The following is a 17,593-nucleotide window of genomic DNA, read 5'->3' on the forward strand; positions in this document are numbered from 1 at the left end:
GGTTGTGCTGCTAAATAGCCCCAAACACCAAGGTCGACAGGGTGTAAATAGCCAAACCGGCCAGTGATCCGACAACAGTGCCGTTAACGCGAATGAACTGCAGATCGCGACCGACCATCAGTTCAATCTTGTCGGAAGCCTCATCGGCGTCCCAACGCTCGACGGTCTCGGAAATGATCGAGGTAATCTCGCCCGCGTAGTTCTCAGCGATGAAGACGACAGCCGCTTCCAGACGGCGGTCCATTCGTTTGCGCAACTCAGGATCAGACTGGATCCGCTCGCCGTAGCGGGCGGCCGTTTCCGAGACCTTCCGACGGAGCAGGGAGTCCGGGTCGCGGGCAGCGTCGACAAGCTTTGCGGATGTCGATGCCCAAATCTTCGCCGGTGCCTGTGTGACGGTGGCGGACGAAAGAATGTCAGTCTTAATTTCTTCGACCTTGGCGATGGTCTTCTCGTCGTTCTGCAAATCAACGGCGAGCTGCGTGAGGAAGCGGTGGAGCGCCAGGCGCGCGTCGTGCTTAGGGTCATGCTGCACCTGCCAGGTCCAGTCAACCAGCTCGCGATAGACCTTGTCGCCGATGAGATCGTTGACAAAGCTCGGTGCCCAGGAGGGGGCGCGCTCTCCGACAAGTCGGTCGATAAGATTCTGCGAGCCCAGCGACTTCCGGTGCAGCCACTCAGCCATCTGCTGGACAATAGGCTCGGTGCGCCCCTCTTCGATGAGCTGCTCGAGAACCTTACCCGCTGGTGGCCCCCACTCCGGGGCTGCAACTTCGTCGATGACTGCTGACTTCAGCACTGCGGCGGCATCGTCAGGATTAATCGCCTCCAGCACATTTCCGGTGAACTTACCGACCTCTGCGGACACTTTGTCGGCGTTTCCCGGCGCTACCAGCCATTCGCCGATACGCTCAGGAATCTCGGCCTTACGCACCTTGTCCACAATCAAAGCGGGGTTCAGGAAGTTATCACCGACGAACTGCGCCAGGGACTCACCGACTTGGTCCTTCTTGCGGCGGACGATAGCGGTGTGTGGGATAGGAATGCCGAGCGGGTGGCGGAACAGGGCTACGACTGCGAACCAGTCGGCGAGGGCACCGACCATGCCGGCCTCAGAAGCAGCGCGAACGTAGCCCACCCACGCGGGCACAACTTCGCCTGCGGATAGGTGTGAAGACTCAATACCGCGGCATGTGAAATACACAGCGGTTGCGATGACCAGCAGCATCGTAGCGAAGGCCTTGGCCTTACGCAGTTGCGCACGTTTTTCCGATTCAACCTCAGGTGATGGCCCGGGAACTTCGAGACGGTCCGAGACCGAATCGACAGCTGCCGGGAGCTTAGCGGGGTTGTTATCCATGTGTATAGATTAGGCGCCGAAAACGCGAAAATGCCACCGCGCCGCAGTCCGCTGTTGGTGAGAGAAGTACTTCTCAGTACTTCCCTACCTCAGCACACTGTGCACGGTGGCATCAACTGTGGAGGTGCTAGTTCAAAAGGCTAGCGTTGCATCCGACTAGAGGCGAGCCCCTTTAAACTGGGGCGAGCCTTTAGTGGTGAGTGCCGAATTCCTTTCGGTAAGCCTTGTAGTCACGACGACCGATGGAGATGCAGGCCACACCCGCAATAACCATAACCAGTGCGACTACCAGGCCAGCCCACATGAACACGCTGCCGTCGAAGTTCCAACCACCGGTGTAGTCGGTGTAGTTGGCGGCATCCTTAGCCAGGAAACCATTGCTGTGAGAGGCAGCAGTCTGGTCGGCAAAAACGGTCGTTGCGAGACCGAAAATGAAGGTACCCCAAGCCGCCAGAGAGGCGAGCATGAGTCCCATGCCAATCCAGGTAATGCTCTTGTGAAGCGAGGAGTATTCGGCATTCATGCTCTGAGGCACGTAACCGTCGACGAAGTGCTCTTCGCCCTGGTAACGCTTGACTGCATTCGCCATAATCTATGTCCCTTCTGGAAAACTCTAATCGAGAAAGAGTTTAGTCGTCCTTACCGCGGAAGAACGAACGAGCTCGTTCCTTGGTAACGGCGGCAACCGCAGTCAGCGGGATACCGGCCGGGCAGACGTCAGCACATTCACCATAGAGGGAGCACGGACCGAAGGTGCCTTCGACCTCGTCAACCATCTTGCGGGCACGCTTGCCACGCTCTTCCTTACCCAGCGGGACCAGGGAGAGGTGAACCAGCTTTGCGCCGGTGAACAGATGTGCAGCACCGTTCGGGCAAGCTGCGACACAAGCACCACAGCCGATGCAGGCTGCGTGGTCAAGTGCGAACTCAGCGGTCTCGTGGTTCAGGTGCAGAGTATCTGCATCCGGAGCGGTACCAGCGTTGATGGAGACGTAGCCACCCTGCTCGAGGACACGGTCCAGAGCGGAGCGGTCAACGACCATGTCCTTGATGACCGGGTATGCGGCGGAGCGCATCGGCTCGATCTTCAGGGTGTCACCATCGCTGAACTGGTGCAGACGCTGCTGACAGGTCGGGGTGTTCTGGCCCGGGCCGTGCGGACGACCGTTGACGTTCAGACCACAGGTACCACAGATACCCTCACGGCAGTCAGATGCGAACGCGAACGGCTCCTTGCCGGACTCGACGTACTTGGAGTTGACGTGGTCAAGCAGCTCCAGGATCGACATCTCTGCGACGGCGTCGTCAACGTCAACGGATTCAAAGTGTCCCTCGACGTTCGGACCTGCTTGGCGCCAGATTTCAAGGTGCAGTTTCATTACTTGTAGTTCCTTGTCATGAGCGGGACGGCTTCGAAGGTGAGCGGCTCGGCGTGGCGAATGAATTCGTGACCGGACAGATCCCATGCAGGACCATTGTTGCCTCGCTCCCATGCGGAAACGAAGCACCAGTTAGCGTCATCGCGCTCTGCCTCGCCATCTTCGGAGATGTGGTCATCGCGGTAGTGAGCACCGCAGGACTCATCGCGGTCGAGGGCGTCGACACACATGAGCTCACCGAGGTCGATGTAGTCAGCAACACGGTTAGCGTACTCGAGCTGCTGGTTCATCTCATTCGGCTCACCCGGGATAAACAGGTCAGACCAGAATGCCTTACGCAGTTCGCGGATCTCCTCGATACCGCGAGCCAGGTCTTCCTTGTTACGGGCCACACCACAGTCGCGGTAGAGAATCTCACCGAGCTGGCGGTGGAAGTACTCAGCACCGTGCTTACCCTGGATGCTCATCAGCTTGTCCAGGCGAGCCTGAGCGCGGTCCAGTGCTTCCTTGGCCTCCGGGGCATCCTCAGCCAGGCGGTCGGTACCGAGCAGCGGGCCAAGGTAGTTCGGAATGGTGAACGGCAGGGTGAACCAACCGTCGACCGAACCGGACAGCAGGGAGTTTGCACCCAGGCGGTTTGCACCGTGGTAGGTCCAGGATGCCTCGCCACCGGTGAACAGACCCGGGATGGAGGTCATCTGGTTGAAGTCAGACCACAGACCACCCATGGTGAAGTGGCAGGTCGGAGCAATGCGCATCGGAACCTTGTACGGGTCCTCACCGATTGCCTCTTCGTACATCTGAATCAGGTTCGAGTAGCGTTCCTTGATGACCGGCTGGCCCAGGCGCTCAATTGCGTCACGCAGATCCAGGTAGACGGAGTTCTTCAGCGGACCAACACCGTAGCCGGCGTTAATCTGCTGAGAGTTGGCACGGGAAGCGACGTCACGCGGGACGAGGTTACCGAATGCCGGGTAGCGACGCTCCAGGAAGTAGTCGCGCTCGTCCTCCGGGATGTCGTTGGCCGGGCGCTCGTCGCCCTTCTTCTTCGGGGTCCAAATACGTGCGTCGTTACGCAGCGACTCGGACATCAGAATGGTCTTCGACTGCCAGTGCGCGTTGACCGGAAGACCGGTCGGGTGGAACTGGATGAAGGACGGGGATGCGAAGTAAGCACCCTGGTCGTATGCACGCATGATGGCCGAAGCGTTGGAGTTCTTGGCCAGCGTGGACATGTGGTAGACGTTGCCGTAACCGCCGGTAGCCAGAATAACTGCGTGAGCAGTGTGAACGGTCAGCTCACCATTGATGAGGTTACGCATGATGGCACCCTGGCAACGGCCGTCGGCGACGATGATGTCAACCAGCTCGTTGTGGGTGAAGATCTCGACGTTGCCGAGACCAATCTGGCGCTGCAGAGCCGAGGTAGTCGACAGCTGCAGCTGCTGACCCGTCTGACCACGGGTGTAGTACGTACGGGAGACCTGCACACCACCGAAGGAACGGGTTGCCAGGGTACCGCCGTACTCGCGAGCGAACGGAGCACCAATTGCATTCAGGTGGTCGATGACGCGGACGGACTCTACAGCCAGACGCCAGCAGTCGTTCTCGCGGCAGCGGTAGTCGCCGCCCTTAACGGTGTCCTTGACGTGGCGGTAAGCGCCGTCGTTGTCGACCTTCTTACCGCGAGCGGAGTTCACACCACCCTGTGCAGCAATGGAGTGCGCACGGCGCGGAGCGTCGTGGTAGGTGAAAACCTGCACGTCGTAGCCGAGCTCACCGAGGGCAGCAGCGGCAGCGCCGCCAGCCAGGCCGGTACCGACGACCATGACGCGGAACTTACGACGGTTCAGCGGCGAAACCAGGTTGGCGTGATCCTTCTGGTACTGCCAGTGGTCCTTCATGGAGACCTTGTCACCCGGGGAGTTATCGGACAGAACCTTGCCGATCTTGACCCCGTCGACAACGCTTTCCGGCGCGCGGAAGTCCGCAGCGGCGGTTGCTTCAGTGTTAGTCATAGTAAATTTCCTCCTCGACCTACGAGACCAGACCGGTCAGGACGGCGACTGGGATGAAGATGTTGCCGACAACAACCAGCAGCGGCAGCAGGCCGGACAGGAACAGCAGAACCTTGCGCCAGCGCTTACCGGTGATACCGAGGTCGGAAGTAGCAGTCCACAGACCGTGGGACAGGTGCAGCAGCAGAGCGAGCTGCGCAATGATGTACCAAACAACAACACCCGGACGCGAGAAGGACGCAACCACGTTCTGGTACGCCTCACCGTGCTCGAAAGAAGACGGAGCAACGCCAGCACCGATGGTCAGGTCCAGCAGGTGGAAGATGATGAAAGCCAGCAGTACGATGCCGGTGATCACCATCGAACGTGCAGTAAAGGTGTTCCAGCTGGACACCATGCCCTGACGGCGGAACTTGCCGCGGGACTGCTTAGCACGTGCAGCCAGGGTGAGGCCACCGAAAATGTGCAGGACAATAGCTACCAGCAGGACAATGCGGAAAACCCACAAAATGCCCTCGTTCGGAACTGCCGGAGCACCGACAGTGCGCAGGAAGGTCGCGTATGCGTTGAAGTCTTCCGCGCCAGCGAAAATTTTCAGGTTACCCAGCATGTGGACAATAACGAAGAGGCCAAACAGCACGCCAGTGACGGCCATGGTCAGCTTCAGAGCCCATGAGGGGTATTTAGGCTGCTCGCGCAGCGGTTCTACATTAATTTTGCCGTGCGCGATTGCGTCACGGTTTGAACTTTTAACAGTCATGGCACCTCCAGTGTCATATTCACTCTAAAGTCACACAGCGCCTGGTAAACATTTTTCCCCCTTTTGGGTGGGGATTTTCACAGGTTACCTAGGTCTTTTCTCCGCCTTTTCTCAGGTTATCGCATTTTAGCCACTTCTGATGTCGTCGCTGTATAAATCCTCTTCCCCACCATAAAAACGCCCCTACCCCGACTTTTGCCGATTTTTTACCTGCCCAAACCAGCTAATAACGCAACATAAATAGCACGAAAATAAAAAAACCGCCCACTTTTCTCAGGTGGACGGTTTTAATACTCAATAATTATGTTGCGAAATTCTTTATTTTTACCCCTGCCGAATTCCCCAAAGAACCCAAACAGCCACCCCCAACAGGCAATCCCCCCCCCATTGGCACCGTGTACAGCCGAAGCCGTCCGACTAATCCTCGCTCTGATCCGAGTTCGCCATCACCACGGTCAACGGCTCCGGACCAACGATCACCTCATGGCCCGCGACCATAATCGGTCCAACCTGGTGGTCGCCCTCCTCCAGGACGACTTCCACCGTGCGGCCACGCACCGTCACCCGGATACGACAACCATGAATAGTGACTCGGTACGTCAGACCACTCCAGTCTTCCGGCAGACGCGGATCGATACTGTAGCGGCCATCGTGGTCGCGGAAACCACCGAAGCCATAGACCAGGGACTGCCACACTCCACCGGCAGATGCGACGTGGACACCATCGGCAGCGTTGCCATGCAAGTTCGCCAGGTCCACATAGAGTCCGCGGAGGAAAAAGTCCATTGCCTGCTCCTGCAAGCCCAACTCGGCCGCAACAATGGACTGCACAACGGCGGACAGCGAGGAATCACCAGTGGTGAGCGGATCGTAATACATGTAGTCTGCGCGCTTTTGTTCCGTCGTAAAGCGATTGCCCATGAGGAACAGTGCGAGGACGACGTCCGCCTGCTTAATGACTTGGTGACGGTAAATCGTCAGCGGGTGGTAATGCAGCAGCAGCGGGCGCAGCGGGCCAACCTCGGGGTCGTCGAGATTCCAGCGCTTGCGCAGCAGGAACTGGTCATCCTGAGGGTGAATGCCGAGCTTCTCATCGAACGGGATGTACATCGCCTCAGCGGCCTGCTCCCACTCTTCAACCTCGCGCTCGGTGAGGTCGAAGCGGTTGGTCAGTTCGCGATAGGCAGCAGGGCGATCACGCTTCATCTGCTTGACGACGTCCGCAGCAACCCGCAGGTTATACTGCGCCATCACGTTGGTGTACAGGTTGTTGTTCACCACCGTGTTGTACTCATCTGGACCGGTGACGCTGTGAATCTGGAACTCTCGATGCTCGGCATCGAAGAATCCCAGCGACATCCAGAATCTGGCCGTGCCGAGCAGCAGATCCGTGCCCTCCTTGAGCAGGAACTCCTCATCGCCGGAGGCATAGACGTACTTCATCATCGCGTACACGATGTCCGCATCGATGTGGTACTGCGCCGTGCCGGCCTCAAAGTAGGCCGAGGACTCCTGACCATTGATAGTGCGCCACGGGAAGAGGGCACCGTCGTGCGCCAGTTCGTCGGCACGCGCCCACGCGGCTTCGAGCATGTCCCAGCGGAAACGCATGGCATTGCGCGAGAATTGCGGCGACGTATAGGTAAGGAATGGGGTCACGTAGATTTCCGTGTCCCAGAAGTAGTGGCCGCCGTAGCCGGTGCCGGTCATTCCCTTGGCCGGGACGCCTTGGAATTCGGCGCGGGCGGCGGCCTGGATAATCTGCCAAATGTTCCAGCGCACTGCCTGCTGAATCTCCGGCTGATTGTAAATGACCACGTCAGAGCGCTCCCAGAAGCGTTCGAGCCACTCCTCCTGGTTCTCCATCAGCCCCAGCATGCCGATGCGGCCGACGCGGTTCAGGGTGCGCTCACAGCGGAATGCCAGCTCTTCGGCACGCACCTTACGGGAGGAGTGGTACGCGACCAGCTTCTCCAGGCGTATGACAGTGCCGACCGGCGCATCCAGGTTGAACAGGGAGCTGGCCACATCCGGCTCGGTCGACTGCGAAATCTCTACGAACGGCTCCGTGCCGTCGGGAGTGCGGACAGTAAAGGTGTGGTCCATGGAGGTAGCCACGGTCATACCGGAGTTCGCGCAGCGGTAGCCCAGCGTCGAGCGCTGCCCGTGCGCCGATTCCGACTGAAATGCCGGAATGAGAACGCGGTCTTCCAGCGCCTCGGCGCGACGGGGATCCAGTTCGGTGCCCTGCGCCTTAGCGGCATCGTGGTATTCGTCCTCGCCGTCCTGGCGGTTGAGGATCTGCGAGTTAATCATCACCGCAGCATCCGCATCCAGCAGCTCGACTTCCAGACTCATCGCGGCGACATGCTTTTCCTGGAAAGACACCATGCGCTCAGAGGTGACGCGAACGCGCTTGCCACCCGGGGTGCGCCAAATGAACCGACGACGCAGCACGCCCTCGCGGAAATCCAGGCTACGTTCGTAGTCGCTGACCTCAGCATTGCCGAGACGCAGGGGCTCATCGTCAATGTAGAGACGCATTGCCTTAGCGTCCGGAGCATTGACAATCGTCTGCCCCTGGCGGGCTAGGCCGTAGGCGTCCTCGGCGTGCCTAATCGGCCAGGTCTCATGCAGACCGTTGATATAAGTGCCGTGCTCACTGGAGTCACGGCCCTCCGGCGGGTTGCCACGCATGCCGATGTACCCGTTCGACAGCGCAAACAGCGTCTCGCCCAAACCGAGCGGGAGGCCGTTCGGCTTCGTCTCAATCAGACGCCACTCATCGACCGGAGTGATGTCTCGGTCCATGAGTCCCTCGGCATTTACAAGGTGGTGGTGCTTATCCGCACGATCCGCCGGGAAGTTACGACGCTGCTTACGACGAACTGGGGACACCGTCTCCTCCTGTTTTTCAGCCTCTGCGGTCTCCGCGTCGTGACCCTGCCCCTGCGGAATCACACGCTCAGTCTCGTCGACTGCTGCCGTGGTCGAATCGTTGGCCATGATGCCTTCCGGTTTTGTCTCAGCCATTTGTCACGAGCCAGCCTAGACGAGTGCCGCCAAGTCACTGACCACAACGTCGGCGCCCGCTCGGCGCAGCGCTTCCGCACCAGCACCGCGGTCAACACCAATGACCAGACCAAATGCGCCGGCTGCACCCGCTTGCACACCACTGATGGCATCCTCGACCACCACAGCATCGCGCGGCGCCACCCCCAGATTCTTCGCCGCGTACACGAAAGTATCGGCGGCTGGCTTACCCGGCAGGTTGTTCTCATGCGCCACCACGCCGTCAACAATCTCCACGAACCGCTCACGCAGCCCAGCGGCCGTCAGCACCGGCACCGCGTTCTTCGACGAGCTAACCACCGCCAACTGCGGTTTTTCGCTTGCCGACGAGTCCCTCGCGCCCTGTAACTCGTCGAGCAGCGCAACCGACCCCGGGTAGGCCTCAATTCCCCTCTCGACTCGCGCCAAGAAGTCATCATTTTTGCGCTTCCCGAGCCCGACAATCGTCTCGTCTTTCGCTGTGTCCTCATCGCTACCGTGTGGCAGCGAAATGCCGCGAGATTCCAGGATTGCTGCGATGCCCTCATCGCGGCGGCGGCCATCGAGGTAGGTGAAGTAGTCCTCCTCTGTGTAGGCCGAGACACCCTTGTGCTCGAAGTAGTCGCTAAACATGTCCGCCCACGCCTGCTCGTGAACATCGGCAGTAGGGGTAATTACCCCGTCGAGGTCAAAGAGGATTGCGCCCGCGCTATGGAGGAATTCTTTGGCCTTGGCGAGGTTGGTAGCACTGTCGGTCGTGGAATTAGTCATGGGGGGTCGCAGCTCCTTGGACGTTGCAGACTGCATATTCTCAATTAACTTCCCAATCAACGCTAGCAACGTTGCCCCTACCCCGCTTGCGAACCCGGGTATCTCGAATCCGAGAATCATGGTGCGCTTCCCCCAAAAACAAAACTGCCGGCGCGCATGCGGAATTGGCATCAGAGGTTAGCCAATACCACCTACACACCGGCAGTTTGGATATCTATTTTGTTATTTCAGGCTCGGCAGCCGCAGCCCGACCAAGAATTAATCCTGGTCGATGCCCTCGCGCTTCTTGAACTCCAGGCGACGGCGGTGCAGGATCGGCTCGGTGTAACCGGACGGCTGGTTCACACCATCGAGGATGAGCTCCTTGGCGGCCTGGAAACCAATGGACTTGTCGAAGTCCGGAGCCATCGGCAGGTATGCCTCATCGCCCTCGTTCTGGCGGTCAACGACCTCGGCCATGCGCTCCAGCGAATCGATGATCTGCTCCTCGGTGACAACACCGTGCAGCAGCCAGTTAGCCAGAGTCTGGGAGGAAATACGCAGGGTAGCGCGGTCCTCCATCAGGTCAACATCGTTGATGTCCGGCACCTTGGAGCAGCCAACACCCTGCTCAACCCAGCGGATAACGTAGCCCAGGATGGACTGGCAGTTGTTATCCAGCTCGTTGGCCTTGTCCTCATCGGACCAGTCAGCGCCCGGCTCGCCAGCCTTAGCTGCCGCTACCGGGATGGTGAGCAGATCACCGAAGGTGTCGCGGCGACCGTCGGTAAGCAGCTTGTCCTGAACGCCGAAGACGTCAACCTCGTGGTAGTGGGTAGCGTGCAGGACACCACCGGTCGGGGACGGAACCCACGCGGTGGAAGCACCCTGCTTCGGCTGACCGATCTTCTGCTCCAGCAGCTCGGCCATCTGCTCGGTCATGGCCCACATGCCCTTACCAATCTGAGCCTTGCCCTGCAGGCCGTGTGCCAGACCGGAGTCGACGTTGTTGTCCTCGTAAGCCAGCATCCATGGAGCGGTCTTCTGGACAGCCTTGCGGAACATCGGACCAGCCTGGATGGAGGTGTGGATCTCATCACCAGTGCGGTCCATGAAGCCGGTGTTAATGAAGACGACACGCTCGGAAACAGCCTTGATGGCGGCGTCCAGGTTGACGGAGGTACGACGCTCCTCGTCCATCAGGCCGACCTTCAGGGTGTTGTGCGGAAGACCCAGCAGCTTCTCAACGTCTGCGAACAGCTCGTTGGTGAATGCAGCCTCATCCGGGCCGTGCTGCTTCGGCTTCACGATGTAGATCGAACCGGTACGGGAGTTCTTACGTGCGTTGTCCTGGTCCAGGCCCGGGATTGCACACACAGCGGTGACGACGGCATCCATGATGCCCTCGAAAATCTCCTCGCCGTCGCGGTCGAGGATGGCCGGGTTCTGCATCAGGTGGCCGACGTTACGGACCAGGTTCAGGGAACGACCGTGCAGGGTGACCTCGGAACCGTCAAGAGCGGTGTAGGTGCGGTCGTCGTTGATGGTACGGGACAGCTTCTTGCCGCCACGGGTGAACTCGACTGCGAGGTCACCGACGTTCAGGCCCAACCAGTTGGTGTAACCCAGGGTCTTGTCTGCAGCGTCAACTGCGGCGACAGAGTCCTCGAGATCCATGATGTTGGTGACAGCGGCTTCCAGGATGATGTCCTTGACGCCAGCCTTGTCGGTCTTGCCAACCGGGGACTCCGGGGCAATCAGCAGCTGGATGTGCAGACCGTTGTGCTTGAAGTAAATGGACTCCGGCGCGTCCTTGTCACCGGTGTAGCCGACCAGGGTCTCCGGCTCGCGCAGACCGGAGGTAGCGCCGCCTTCCAGGGTTGCCTGCAGGTGACCGTCGACGATGTCGTAAGAGGTGACGTCCGCGTGGGAACCGTCGACCAGCGGCAGAGCCTTGTCCAGGAAGTTACGACCCCATGCGATAACGCGGTCACCGCGGACCTTGTTGTAGCCCGGGGTGTCCTTCTCCGCACCGCCATCTTCAGGAATAGCGTTGGTGCCGTACAGCGCGTCGTAAAGCGAGCCCCAGCGTGCGTTCGCAGCGTTGATGGCGAAACGGGCGTTGAGGACCGGCACAACCAGCTGCGGGCCAGCGGTGGAAGTGATCTCGGTGTCGACGTTAGCGGTAGTGACCTGGAAGTCACCCGGGTTGTCAACGAGGTAGCCAATTTCCTTCAGGAATGCGACGTACTCATCCTGATTCTGCTCGCCCGGGTGTTCCTTGTACCAAGCGTCGAGCTTTTCCTGCAGCTCATCGCGCTTGGCCAGCAGCTCGCGGTTGCGCGGAGTGTACTTAGCGACAATGTCACCGAAGCCGTTCCAGAACGCGTCCTTGTCCTCAATGCCGGCGGCGGGGAGTGCGGTGTCATTAACGAAGTCGTAAAGAACCTTCGCGACCTGCATTCCACCTGCCGAAATACGCTGTGCCATTGCTCTCCTCAAAACTATTGATTGCAATTTGCCCATCCAGCCACGGCCACGTCAGCGGCTCACACTGGATGCGTTGTTCCCCTACTGTATGTGATTCGGCGCACTTATGAACCGCCTTTTTCCATAACCGCCAACCGCCAGCCCGGTATAGCGCCGCTCACATTTGCCATTTCATTCGCTTTACGACGAGCACCCTGCGAACAGACCCCACCCCTCCCCAATGACCATTCGGGCATTCAATCCTGACGCCACAACCAGCCCTCCCCCACCCGCATTGACTGCAGCATCCCCGGCACTCTTTCCTCCAGCCACAGAACACCACACACAATGGGAAAGTGTCGCGCCTCACAGACATTTACTATTGCGACCTGCGTATCAACGGCCAGCGACCAATCACGTCGCTACAGCCTCGGCCTTCAAACCAGACCATAAAAGCGAGATGACAACCGAGACCCTGGCCACTACCCAGGGATGCTCCGGCGGGGTACTGACGGTGTAACGGCAGTGTATTTAGAAGCCCGTTTCCACCTTTACGGCCATAATTTCGGGGGTAGCGAAACACCCCCTAAACCCCAAACACTGTTAACGGCCGGCTTTGATAAATACCAAAATATAAATCACCCCAAAGCGGGGGGAACATTATTCGCGAGCCCGCCATAGGGAAATAACAGTACAAATGTACCGGCCGGTCACAGGCGAAAATTGTTAAAGCCAAGCTACACATCACAATGTTTGCAATCTTCACAAGTGTTATCCGTATTACATACTTGAATTCACATCGGAAGCTGCTTGACGAACGTAGCGCTATGCCCCAAAATGTGAGACATGGCACGCGGAAGCGGACATTGTTTTTGTTCGCGTGTTTGCGTGCAGGGGTACAGCACTCTGCTAGCGCCCCCTGCATTCACGTGACACCGCGGTCACTATCGGGTCAGCCTGTAGATCGGTTCTGTCGGAATTGTTCTTAAGTCAGCACCCGGAGTTCAAAAAGCAAGCAAAAGGAAGTGACTCCGTTTATGTCTAACGTTGGTAAGGCACGTACCGCCGCCGAAATCCAGAAGGATTGGGACGAGAACCCGCGCTGGGAAGGTATCACCCGCGACTACACCGCTGAGCAGGTTGCTGAGCTCCAGGGCTCCGTCGTCGAGGAGAACACCCTCGCTCGCCGCGGCGCTGAGATCCTGTGGGAAGGCGTCAACGTTAAGGACGACTCCTACATCAACGCTCTGGGCGCACTGACCGGTAACATGGCCGTTCAGCAGGCTCGCGCTGGCCTGAAGGCTGTCTACCTCTCCGGTTGGCAGGTTGCTGGTGACGCTAACCTCTCCGGCCACACCTACCCGGACCAGTCCCTGTACCCGGCCAACTCCGTGCCGAACGTCGTTCGCCGCATCAACAACGCTCTGCTCCGCGCAGACGAGATCGCTCGTATCGAGGGCGACGACTCCGTCGACAACTGGCTGCTGCCAATCGTCGCTGACGGTGAGGCTGGCTTCGGTGGCGCTCTGAACGTCTACGAGCTGCAGAAGGCTATGATCAACGCTGGTGCCGCTGGTACCCACTGGGAGGACCAGCTCGCTTCTGAGAAGAAGTGTGGCCACCTGGGCGGCAAGGTCCTGATCCCGACCCAGCAGCACATCCGCACCCTGACCTCTGCTCGCCTGGCTGCTGACGTCTCCAACACCCCGACCGTCATCATCGCCCGCACCGACGCTGAGGCCGCTACCCTCATCACCTCCGATGTTGATGAGCGCGACCAGAAGTTCATCACCGGTGACCGCACCTCCGAGGGCTTCTACCACGTCCAGAACGGCCTGGAGCCGTGCATCGAGCGTGCAAAGTCCTACGCTCCGTACGCTGACATGATCTGGATGGAGACCGGTACTCCGGACCTCGAGCTGGCTAAGAAGTTCGCTGAGGGCGTCAAGGCTGAGTACCCGGACCAGCTCCTGGCTTACAACTGCTCCCCGTCCTTCAACTGGTCCGCTCACCTCGAGAAGGACGAGATCGCCAAGTTCCAGAACGAGCTGGGCAAGATGGGCTTCAAGTTCCAGTTCATCACCCTGGCTGGCTTCCACGCCCTGAACTACGGCATGTTCGACCTGGCTTACGGCTACGCTCGCGAGCAGATGTCCGCATTCGTCGACCTGCAGAACCGCGAGTTCGAGGCTGCCGAGAAGCGCGGCTTCACCGCTGTCAAGCACCAGCGCGAGGTTGGCGCTGGCTACTTCGACCGCATCGCCACCACCGTCGACCCGAACTCCTCCACCACCGCCCTGAAGGGCTCCACCGAGGAGGGTCAGTTCTAAGTCACTCGACTTAGGGCTTAGGTCAAGGACCTAACTTCAACACCCAGCGAGGGTTGCACTTACAGCCCTCGCTGGGTGTTTTTGTGTGTTCATCGACGTGTCGACTCCGGGCCGTCGTGAAGCGTGCAACCTTTCAACGAGCTTGACTATTGCCAGCTACCCCGCAATGCATCTGATTTCATAAATGCCTTCCCACCTGGATTAATGTGGTTACCCCCGTGGCATTTTTACAACATGTGTCACAGTAGTCACACTGGTAACATCTGTATCACCCTTTGTGGTCACGGGTACAGCTTCCTGTGCGTATCCCATGCCCCCGTGGATAGTTTTCGGAGCTTTTCAATCCTTCCTCGCCAACCCTTCGGGATTTCAGTTGCGCGTGGTTGCCACGGGGAATATTCACTTCTCCACGAAAGATACGTTTATGAAATCCGGACTCTTCTCACGCATGTCCAGTACGCTTTCCCCCAAGAACTCAGTCAGGCCCGCCACTGTCATTGCAGTAGCTACTGCCGTAGTTTTCGGATCCGCCTCCGTAGCCTCGGCGCAGGACATGAACAGCCTTCTGCCCGGCGCATCGTCTGACGGCAACGTTGTCGTCACCGACAGCCCACGAATCCAGGTCATTGTCGGGGAAAACAAGGGTGAAGACACCGTCACCGTCGAAATTAAGAACAACTACGACAGCAACTTCTCCTGTTTCGCTCCGGGTGTTTCTACCGATGCGAAGAAGCCAGCTCAACTGCCTAACACGGTGACTGAAGCCGAAATCGTCGCGCAGGCTGTGGATTACTACCGCACCTGGCCAAATGTCCCTTCCGATGGCATCAACGTACCTCTCCTGGGTGTCATCCCCACCAACGGACTGTTGGAATTTGTTCCGGACGGGCTGCTGGGCTCCGCCCTGGGCAAGCAGCTGAACACTCGCGCGCAGCTTTTCCGCGCCTGGGAGCAGGCAAAGTTGGCCGGCCATACTGGCGAGATTCCCGTCTTCGAGCTCAAGCCTTTCGACACTTCCACTCACGAAGTCGTTCTGAATAAGCCAGGTTCTGGCGAGCGAACAGATTTCGAGGCCGCCGCTCTCGTCTACTGCACGGACAACGATGATCCGCATAAGCAGCAGTACGTCTTCGCAGGCTACGAATCCGGCAAGGCTCCCAGGGTCGGCGGCTTCGGCGGTTCACTCGGCTCGCCTGGCCTCCCGTCTCCCTCACTAAAGATGTCGTAGTAAACCACCGCTTTACGACGCCCCCTCCCCGGCCCCTTATCCCTTCGCCTCTAAGGACCTGGATTCCATGACTTTCTCTCTGTCTCGTGTAGCTAAGGCCGCCACTCCTGCAGTGGCTCTAGCCGCCACCGTTACTCTGCTTTCCACCACTCCCGCTCTTGCAGATACCCACAGCAATGTCGTGCCCGGCGCGGATCAATCCTCGATTGTCGTGCACACTGACACGAAGCTGCTGACCGTTACCGTGGATGCAGCTGATGCTGCCGCAACTGAAATTTCCGGAAAGGTCACCAACACCTCAGATAAGAAGTTCACCTGTGCTGGCCCACGTGGCTCCGGCAAGGTCGCAGGCGACGTCACCACGTCAAAGCTGGTGGCGGAGTCTGAGGATTATTACCGCAAGAACACCTTCCGCGAACTGCCCAAGGTGCCAATCCAGATCGGTGGCATCCCCATCATTGGCAACATTCCACTGGGACAGCTGGACCTGGGAATGCTCGGACCGCTCCTACAGGGACTCGGTGGACTGCTTGGCGACCCGAATGCCCAGCGCAACCAGATTGCAAAGGACTACTCCACTGAGCGTGTGAAGGGTCACGCAGGTCTGATTGACGCGTTCACCATTGAGCCTGGTGCATCTCACGACTTCTCCGTCTATCTGAACAACCCGAGCTCAGGTCCGCGCACGGATTTCGATGCTGCCGCCTTCATCATGTGCACCGATGAGAGTAATGCCGCATACGCTTTCACCGGCTACGAGGAGGGAACTCGCACACCAGGCAGCGCATTCTTCGGCTCCCCAGGCCTGCCATCGCCACAGAGCCCGGGCTTCCAGAGCCCAGGCTCACAGGCCCCTGATAACCCCGAAACAGTACCGGCAGCAGAAACTGCCGGTACCGAGGCCGAGGCCTCAGAGTAATTCCGCTGCCCGGGTCTCCTCAGATCTCCCGGTCCCTTCTCCAGGTAGCTGTCCTTGAGTGACCGCTCAGCGGACAGACGTACGACCCTTTCGATAGAAAGCAATGCCATGACCTCTCGCAAGACCCTGCGCATCACCACGGCAGTAGCCTGTGCCTCCGCATTTGCCCTCTTGTCTGCTCCGGCTGCTATGGCAGACAGCGCAACTGCGACCCATACCGACAGCCAATCCATTTACAGCCGCACTGTCAGCAACACGACACCGGCTCCAGGTGAAATCATCACCTACGCCCAAACCTTCACCACAACCTCTGGAAATGACTACATCTACGATTGGAAGAACAACGTAGACTCCTGCCTCGAGTACCAGTCGGGTTCTGCAACACTCCAGATCGGCAACGCTTCCGCAATCACACTCCCCGAGGACAAAGTGACTGCTACGCCAGGTGCCACCGCCATCAGGTCCAATGATGCCTCCGGCTACTGGACCTTTAACAAGGACGCCCCGCACACGTTTACTCTGCAGTACAAGGTGAGTGACGCATGCGCACAGGGCAAGGAACTCACTTCTGGGTTTTACTACAAGTACGGAAGCTTTCTGAGCTCAAAGACCTACGGCAGTGACAAGTTCAATGGCGGCCCAGGAATTACCGTTGTCGACGCTAACCGCGTCCGCACGTCCGTAGAGCTGGTTGACACTCCGGACACAGCAGTGGTGGATCGCCCGCTCACCTTGAAAGCAAAGGTTACTGCCAGTGCAAACGACGGCGTGGACGCTCCTTCCCTGGCAGGTAAGAAGGTGAGCTTCGTCAGTGGCAGCCGCACCCTCTGCACTGCCGATATCGCTGCCATCACCGGCACAGCCACGTGCGATTGGACCCCAACCAACACCGGAAACTTCGAAGTCAAGGCAGTCCTCGAGGACTCCGCTGAGATCCTCGGCAGCAGCTCGGCCGCCAGGTCCATCACCGTTACCGTCGCCCCGCCCGAGGCTCCCTCGGAGCTAAAGGCCGAACCCGCCAACGCTTTTGCCAAGGCACAAACAGTCATCAGCGGAAAGGCTGAGCCGGGCACCACTATCGAAGCACTGGGCCCTGGCGGCGCCCGCTGCGTAGCTAAGGCCGACGACGAGGGTGCGTTCTCATGCAACCTCGGATTCCTACCGGCTGTCCCGGGCACTGTCTCCGTCACCGCAGCCCGTGGTGACGCAAAGTCGGAACCACGCCAGATTTTGGTCAACACGCAACCTAGCTTCTTTGATTCCTTGAGCTCGCCTGGCCTGCCGAAGTTCGAGTTTCCGACCTCCGGCAACTAAGCGTGCCTGAGAACC

Annotated in this window: 12 protein-coding genes; 4 read left to right on the forward strand and 8 right to left on the reverse strand. The window is 59.0% G+C overall.

Annotation, left to right across the window (positions count from 1 at the left end):
- Nucleotides 1-10 precede the first annotated feature (10 nt).
- The 8 genes from CRD13_RS05160 to CRD13_RS05195 all read right to left on the reverse strand — a co-directional run bounded on the left by CRD13_RS05160 (nucleotide 11) and on the right by CRD13_RS05195 (nucleotide 11,808).
- The gene (locus tag CRD13_RS05160; protein WP_076773258.1) at nucleotides 11-1,360 is read right to left on the reverse strand and encodes a DUF445 domain-containing protein; all 1,350 of its coding nucleotides are present in this window, start codon (nucleotides 1,358-1,360) and stop codon (nucleotides 11-13) included.
- 190 nt (nucleotides 1,361-1,550) lie between these two features.
- Nucleotides 1,551-1,949, reverse strand: coding sequence for a hypothetical protein (locus CRD13_RS05165; protein WP_049172374.1), 399 nt, complete (start codon nucleotides 1,947-1,949; stop codon nucleotides 1,551-1,553).
- 40 nt (nucleotides 1,950-1,989) lie between these two features.
- Entirely contained in the window at nucleotides 1,990-2,739 is a 750-nt protein-coding gene (locus tag CRD13_RS05170) for a succinate dehydrogenase/fumarate reductase iron-sulfur subunit (protein ID WP_016421966.1), read from the reverse strand.
- Nucleotides 2,739-4,757 carry a fumarate reductase/succinate dehydrogenase flavoprotein subunit gene (locus CRD13_RS05175; RefSeq protein WP_049172376.1) on the reverse strand — a complete coding sequence of 673 codons (2,019 nt, stop codon included), beginning with the start codon at nucleotides 4,755-4,757 and terminating at the stop codon, nucleotides 2,739-2,741. The genes CRD13_RS05170 and CRD13_RS05175 overlap by 1 nt, the downstream gene beginning before the upstream one ends.
- Before the next feature lie 19 nt (nucleotides 4,758-4,776).
- Nucleotides 4,777-5,517 carry a succinate dehydrogenase cytochrome b subunit gene (locus tag CRD13_RS05180; RefSeq protein ID WP_049172378.1) on the reverse strand — a complete coding sequence of 247 codons (741 nt, stop codon included), beginning with the start codon at nucleotides 5,515-5,517 and terminating at the stop codon, nucleotides 4,777-4,779.
- Nucleotides 5,518-5,934: 417 nt separating this feature from the next.
- Nucleotides 5,935-8,550: a glycoside hydrolase family 65 protein gene (locus tag CRD13_RS05185; RefSeq protein WP_187401361.1), complete on the reverse strand. Its 2,616-nt coding sequence runs from the start codon at nucleotides 8,548-8,550 to the stop codon at nucleotides 5,935-5,937.
- A 15-nt stretch (nucleotides 8,551-8,565) separates the two neighbouring features.
- Nucleotides 8,566-9,339, reverse strand: a complete 774-nt coding sequence (locus CRD13_RS05190) for an HAD family phosphatase (protein WP_172620228.1) — start codon at nucleotides 9,337-9,339, stop codon at nucleotides 8,566-8,568.
- A 258-nt stretch (nucleotides 9,340-9,597) separates the two neighbouring features.
- A complete protein-coding gene (locus CRD13_RS05195; RefSeq protein ID WP_187401362.1) occupies nucleotides 9,598-11,808 on the reverse strand; it encodes a malate synthase G in 2,211 nt (736 codons plus the stop codon).
- A 1,016-nt stretch (nucleotides 11,809-12,824) separates the two neighbouring features.
- Here CRD13_RS05195 and aceA point away from each other — a divergent pair.
- From aceA to CRD13_RS05215, 4 genes are all read left to right on the forward strand, one after another.
- A complete protein-coding gene (aceA, locus tag CRD13_RS05200) occupies nucleotides 12,825-14,117 on the forward strand; it encodes an isocitrate lyase (protein WP_016421960.1) in 1,293 nt (430 codons plus the stop codon).
- A gap of 448 nt (nucleotides 14,118-14,565) precedes the next feature.
- Nucleotides 14,566-15,345: a hypothetical protein gene (locus CRD13_RS05205; protein ID WP_141698009.1), complete on the forward strand. Its 780-nt coding sequence runs from the start codon at nucleotides 14,566-14,568 to the stop codon at nucleotides 15,343-15,345.
- 67 nt (nucleotides 15,346-15,412) lie between these two features.
- Nucleotides 15,413-16,264 (forward strand): hypothetical protein, encoded by an 852-nt coding sequence (locus CRD13_RS05210; RefSeq protein WP_187401363.1) that lies wholly within the window; start codon nucleotides 15,413-15,415, stop codon nucleotides 16,262-16,264.
- Between the two features lie 108 nt (nucleotides 16,265-16,372).
- Nucleotides 16,373-17,578 (forward strand): Ig-like domain repeat protein, encoded by a 1,206-nt coding sequence (locus CRD13_RS05215; protein WP_187401364.1) that lies wholly within the window; start codon nucleotides 16,373-16,375, stop codon nucleotides 17,576-17,578.
- Nucleotides 17,579-17,593 lie beyond the last annotated feature (15 nt).

It is taken from the genome of Corynebacterium sp. LK26 (assembly GCF_014335085.1).
In the GTDB taxonomy this organism is placed as follows: domain Bacteria; phylum Actinomycetota; class Actinomycetes; order Mycobacteriales; family Mycobacteriaceae; genus Corynebacterium; species Corynebacterium jeikeium_D.

What these genes read in the sequence shown, in the direction of transcription:
- CRD13_RS05160 (WP_076773258.1), bottom strand. Translation starts at nt 1,360, where the DNA reads ATGGATAACAACCCCGCTAAGCTCCCGGCAGCTGTCGATTCGGTCTCG.
- CRD13_RS05165 (WP_049172374.1), bottom strand. Translation starts at nt 1,949, where the DNA reads ATGGCGAATGCAGTCAAGCGTTACCAGGGCGAAGAGCACTTCGTCGAC.
- CRD13_RS05170 (WP_016421966.1), bottom strand. Translation starts at nt 2,739, where the DNA reads ATGAAACTGCACCTTGAAATCTGGCGCCAAGCAGGTCCGAACGTCGAG.
- CRD13_RS05175 (WP_049172376.1), bottom strand. Translation starts at nt 4,757, where the DNA reads ATGACTAACACTGAAGCAACCGCCGCTGCGGACTTCCGCGCGCCGGAA.
- CRD13_RS05180 (WP_049172378.1), bottom strand. Translation starts at nt 5,517, where the DNA reads ATGACTGTTAAAAGTTCAAACCGTGACGCAATCGCGCACGGCAAAATT.
- CRD13_RS05185 (WP_187401361.1), bottom strand. Translation starts at nt 8,550, where the DNA reads ATGGCTGAGACAAAACCGGAAGGCATCATGGCCAACGATTCGACCACG.
- CRD13_RS05190 (WP_172620228.1), bottom strand. Translation starts at nt 9,339, where the DNA reads ATGACTAATTCCACGACCGACAGTGCTACCAACCTCGCCAAGGCCAAA.
- CRD13_RS05195 (WP_187401362.1), bottom strand. Translation starts at nt 11,808, where the DNA reads ATGGCACAGCGTATTTCGGCAGGTGGAATGCAGGTCGCGAAGGTTCTT.
- aceA (WP_016421960.1), top strand. Translation starts at nt 12,825, where the DNA reads ATGTCTAACGTTGGTAAGGCACGTACCGCCGCCGAAATCCAGAAGGAT.
- CRD13_RS05205 (WP_141698009.1), top strand. Translation starts at nt 14,566, where the DNA reads ATGTCCAGTACGCTTTCCCCCAAGAACTCAGTCAGGCCCGCCACTGTC.
- CRD13_RS05210 (WP_187401363.1), top strand. Translation starts at nt 15,413, where the DNA reads ATGACTTTCTCTCTGTCTCGTGTAGCTAAGGCCGCCACTCCTGCAGTG.
- CRD13_RS05215 (WP_187401364.1), top strand. Translation starts at nt 16,373, where the DNA reads ATGACCTCTCGCAAGACCCTGCGCATCACCACGGCAGTAGCCTGTGCC.